This is a genomic window from Helicobacter sp. (genome assembly GCF_029067145.1).
Lineage (GTDB): Bacteria > Campylobacterota > Campylobacteria > Campylobacterales > Helicobacteraceae > Helicobacter_D.
Genome location: NZ_JAIEFA010000065.1, coordinates 1 through 4,629, shown reverse-complemented (window position 1 = coordinate 4,629; position 4,629 = coordinate 1). Strand labels below are relative to the sequence as shown.

Here is a 4,629-nt window from a genome sequence, read left to right as displayed (position 1 = left end):
ATTAAAACAATCTTGGTTATTTGCGTGATTGTAGTTATTACTTATTTTAGGCTTTAACAATGAGTTGTGTAAGAACACATTTTAAATTTTTCAACAAAAAATGGAAGTGAGATTATACATAAAAAAACTTAAGATGAAATTAAAACATAGCGGAAAAGCGAGAAAGCCACAAAGAACATTATAACCGCTATAAGAATGTCTATTATTTTGCTTATTTTAATAAGAATCCGACTTAATTTCAAAGCACCATACCCCAAACCAAAAAACCACAAAAAGGACGCAGCTAATGCCCCACAAGCAAAAATAATTTTTTCATCAAAACTAAACATCAATGCGGAAGCCCCTACTACAAAAACGGTATCTAGATACACATGGGGATTCAAAAGTGTAACCGACAAAGTTAATAAAATTGTTTTTTTAAGAGGCAAGGAATTAGATTGTGAAAATTTAGGGTGAGATTCTGTAAAAAACGCAGACTTTAAAGAGACAAATCCATAATACAAGACAAAAAGAATCCCAACCAATGCAAGGAATAAATTCAAGATTCTGTTTTTGGCTAAAAATTCTCCTATTCCAAAAACCCCAAGCCCCATTAAGACAACATCACAAAAAAAGCAAATTCCACTGACTACAAAAATATGATTCTTACTTATACCTTGCTTGATAATAAAAGCATTTTGCGCTCCAATAGCAACAATGAGGGACAAGGAGAGAAAGAATCCTTTAAAGAAAATAGACATTAAACTTGATGATTCCTTTGATTAATTTCTAGTATTTTAACAAAATACTAGAAAATGTTTTTCATTTCTCCTTATTAATTCTATATTTTATTTTGGGATTCTTTATGTTTTTGCCATACAAACACAAGGACAATTAATGCGATATAAATAACTTGCGCAACTATTCCTTGAAGGTTATTATAAAATCCCAAAACAACCACGCTAGGAAGGGGTAAAATATCTAATGGTAGCACATTTGTCAGTTGCAGCGCATGCACGCTAACACCCAAAATTTTGAATCCGAGCGCATAGATTAGCCAACTCATCACCCTAAACATCAAATGAATGGGTAACCTTTGTGCAAAGATTTTCATTAGATAAGCAATCAGCACTAATCCAATAATTGCAGCTCCTACTCCACTTAAAAACGCATTGATTGTCATTTGTGGCATCATACCCGCATAAAAAAGTATGGTTTCTGCACCCTCACGGAAAACTGCTAAAAACGAAAGCCCTCCTAATCCAATCAAGCTGCCTTGAGCAAGTGCTTGCCCCATTTTTGATTTAATATAAGTCTGCCAACCCGCAAGACTTGCTTTGCTATGCAACCAAGCACCAACAAAAATCATCACAATAACTGCTACGATTCCTACTGCACCCTCCAAAATTTCACGATTCGTTCCTGCTGCTGCCAAAGGAAAAAGCTGCACCAACGCCAAAGCCACAACAATACTAAATCCTACCCCAAGCACTGCTCCACCGATTACCCAATGCTGTCCTCGTGTCTGATTTGCCGCTTGCAATGCCGCAAGCAACGCCATAATAATCAAAAGTGCTTCCACGCCCTCTCGCAACAAAACAATCGCTGCATCTATTGCTGTGTAGCCCGCATTAATATCCAATGCCTCCACAGATTCAATAAGATTCTGGAATCGCAATAAATTCTCTTGTGTAGCCCCTCGTGCAGCAATTTCTGGAAGTTCGGATTCTATACGATTATACAACCCACCATCTCTTGTGCGCACTTCACCCTCAAAAATAGGCCACTGCGCAATAAAAGTAAAAATCTCCTCTTTTGCCGCAGCTTCATTTTGTGAAAAACCCTCAAGTGCGCGGCGTAAGAGTGCCAAGCCCTGTGGTAAAGTTTGTGGCGCACCCTCAACACTTTGTGCTTCTAAAACATTTCCCACAATAAAATCATTCAAAGCAGTACCTAACTTTTGAATATGAAAATTCATAGAATCAAAATCCACTACTTCGCTGACCATTGCGACACGATAAAGTGCCAAAGCTGTTTCAATCTGCCCATAATGCCCTGCACTCGTATCGCCAACTATGCGCTCATTGCGTTGCCAAGTGTCATAGAATTTCTTATAAAGCAAGGGTAATTCTTCCATATTTTTTTCCTCTGTCGCTTTCTTAAATTGCTTAAATATAGGCATTACACGCTTTTCAAACTGCTTGCGTTTTGCTTCATAATCTATCGGATTCTGCTCCTTTTCAAATGCAAGCAGTGCGATAGAAAGGGATTCTAAATGTTCCAAGTTTGGCTCTTTGAGATTGATGCTCAAAACCTCACTGACTTTAATTCCCGCCTGCGAATTTGAAGTTGGAATCGCATCAAATTCTGTTTTAAAATTTTCTAAAATTGGCAAAGATTTGTCATTATTAGAATTTTTTACTTCCTCCATCGCGTCAGAAATCATTACAAACAAATGCCCCACACGCACTTCAGCACTTGCAATTTGTGAGAATATCCACAAAGACAAAAAAACTAAAACAATTTTTCTCATTATAGAATCCTTAAGAGACTTTAAATTATTTAACCCAAAAGAGCACGTCCGATATAGTCTCCCTTTCTTTGACTTACTCCACCAAAACAAGCAAAAAGCCCACTTCCAATATGTGTAATATATTCATTCATTCTATCTCTATTGCCTAATGTATTTTGAATCTTAATAAACTGCATAGGGTCTTTCTGAAATGAAATAAAAAGCAATCCTGCATCAAATTGCCCCGTGCGTGAATCCACTCCGCTTGCAAACGAAAAAGAACGGCGCAGGATTTGAATGCCCGCCTTTTTTGCCAAAAAGACATGAGAATCTTCTGGCATAATGCGCTTGCCGCTTTCATCACGCGCTTCAATGTCTGCTTCTTCAAATTCTCCTTTCTTGCCATAAGCAGCACCCGAATCGCGTTTGCGCCCAAAGGTATCGTTTTGTCCTTTCAAATGGGTTCTGTCCCAAGTCTCAAGGTGCATTTGCACGCGACGAATAATCAAATAAGTTCCATTATCAAGCCAAGTTCTATCCTTTACCCAAACGACTTTATCTAATTCATTTTCGCTAGGATTAATTGTGCCATCTTTAAACGCAAATAAATTGCGTGGTGTCTCGCGGTTTTCATAAGAATTAAATCCCATTTGAGACCACTTCATCGTAACCTTAAGCCGAGCAACTCGCACGAGATTCCGCACAGCGTGAAAGGCAATCTGTGGGTCATTTGCGCAGGATTGAATGCAAATATCACCACCGCTAAACTCTGGGCGCAATTGGTCTCTAGGGAAATGTGGCAAATCCTTTAATGCTTTAGGTTGCGCACCTTTTAAACCTAATTTGTCAAAAAAACTTGCTCCTACGCCAAAAGTGATTGTCAAATCGTAAGGATTCAGTGAATCCGCCTCTCCTGTGTCGTTGGTTGGCACAAGCACATTCTTGCTATATGGTGCAACATTCTCACCTGCTGTGAGCTTGCTTGCATAAGCAGTCCATATCTTAAAAACCTCTCTGATTTCAGCAAGAGATTCTGTATGCAAATCCAATACCAAAAAATAAATATGCTTTTGTGCAGGAGTAGTGATTCCTTGTTGATGTTTGCCAAAAAATGGGTAGGAATTTGCTATCGTGGGAGACATTCGCGGAGTATGAATCTTGGATTCCGCATTAAGGATAGCAGGAGATAAAACTCCCGCTCCTGCTATTGCAACACTTTTTAGAAAACTGCGGCGGTCTAGATTTTTCATCTTGCACACCTTATTCCAAAATAACACCCATTTTTGAAAGAGGCTCGCCTAGTTTATTTACTGCTTCAGCAAGTGCTTTAATATCTGCTTGTGATAGCTTATCATAGCCTACAAAATCATATCCTTTTGAAGAGCGGTTGTGTTTGGCAAGCAAAGTATTCACTGCATTGAATTGTGTTTCAATCTCATTTGCTAGCTTTTTATCTTTTTTGAGTAAATAAGGGCGGAAAAGCTCATAAATTTTCTCTGCGCCCTCAATGTTTGCCTTAAAATCATAAAGGTCTGTTTTAGAAAAAATATCTTCTTCTCCTGTGATTTTACTTGTAGAAACTTCATTGAGCAAATCTACCGCTCCCGTTAGCATTAGCTCTGCATCTACTTTAGCGGTTGGAATTTTAGCACGAAGTTCTTTTATATCAAGCAAGAGTTGGTCTGCTGTGGCTTCTGTTCCTTTTGTTGTGTTTTGTTCCCAAAGGATTTTTTCAATCTTATGGAATCCGCTCCAATCTTTCTCTCCTTTACCTTCTTCTTCAATATCCGCCAAACGTGCATCAATACGAGGGTCTAAATCACCAAAACTTTCAGCAATCGGCTCACTACGTTCATAATACATTCTAGCAAGCGGATAGATTTCTTTTGCCTGCTTGACATCGCCACTTTTGAGAGCTTTTACAAACTTCTCTGTATCAGCCAAAAGTAAGTCAATTTGCTCAATTACAAATTGACGATATATTTTAGCCTCCTTGCTTAAATCAACTGCGGCATTAGCGAATTGTAGGATACCCATAAGTGCTAAAGAAACTAAACTTATGTTAATTTTATGAATTTGCATTTTGTGTCCTTTATTTTTTGTAAGCTTTTTATTAAATACAATTATGAGAATTGTTT

Annotated in this window: 4 protein-coding genes; all 4 read right to left on the bottom strand. The window is 38.0% G+C overall.

Annotated features, from left to right (window positions below):
* Window positions 1–128: 128 nt before the first annotated feature.
* Window positions 129–740: a LysE/ArgO family amino acid transporter gene (locus tag K2N75_RS06425; RefSeq protein WP_297681677.1), complete on the bottom strand. Its 612-nt coding sequence runs from the start codon at window positions 738–740 to the stop codon at window positions 129–131.
* A gap of 80 nt (window positions 741–820) precedes the next feature.
* A complete protein-coding gene (locus K2N75_RS06420) occupies window positions 821–2,512 on the bottom strand; it encodes an FTR1 family protein (protein ID WP_297681680.1) in 1,692 nt (563 codons plus the stop codon).
* Window positions 2,513–2,541: 29 nt separating this feature from the next.
* Window positions 2,542–3,741 carry an iron uptake transporter deferrochelatase/peroxidase subunit gene (efeB, locus tag K2N75_RS06415; protein WP_297681682.1) on the bottom strand — a complete coding sequence of 400 codons (1,200 nt, stop codon included), beginning with the start codon at window positions 3,739–3,741 and terminating at the stop codon, window positions 2,542–2,544.
* 10 nt (window positions 3,742–3,751) lie between these two features.
* Complete coding sequence (gene efeO, locus K2N75_RS06410; protein WP_297681684.1) at window positions 3,752–4,573, bottom strand: iron uptake system protein EfeO; 822 nt, start codon at window positions 4,571–4,573, stop codon at window positions 3,752–3,754.
* Window positions 4,574–4,629 lie beyond the last annotated feature (56 nt).

Coding starts and splice junctions, on each gene's coding strand:
- K2N75_RS06420 (WP_297681680.1), bottom strand. CDS start 2,512: ATGAGAAAAATTGTTTTAGTTTTTTTGTCTTTGTGGATATTCTCACAA.
- efeO (WP_297681684.1), bottom strand. CDS start 4,573: ATGCAAATTCATAAAATTAACATAAGTTTAGTTTCTTTAGCACTTATG.
- efeB (WP_297681682.1), bottom strand. CDS start 3,741: ATGAAAAATCTAGACCGCCGCAGTTTTCTAAAAAGTGTTGCAATAGCA.
- K2N75_RS06425 (WP_297681677.1), bottom strand. CDS start 740: ATGTCTATTTTCTTTAAAGGATTCTTTCTCTCCTTGTCCCTCATTGTT.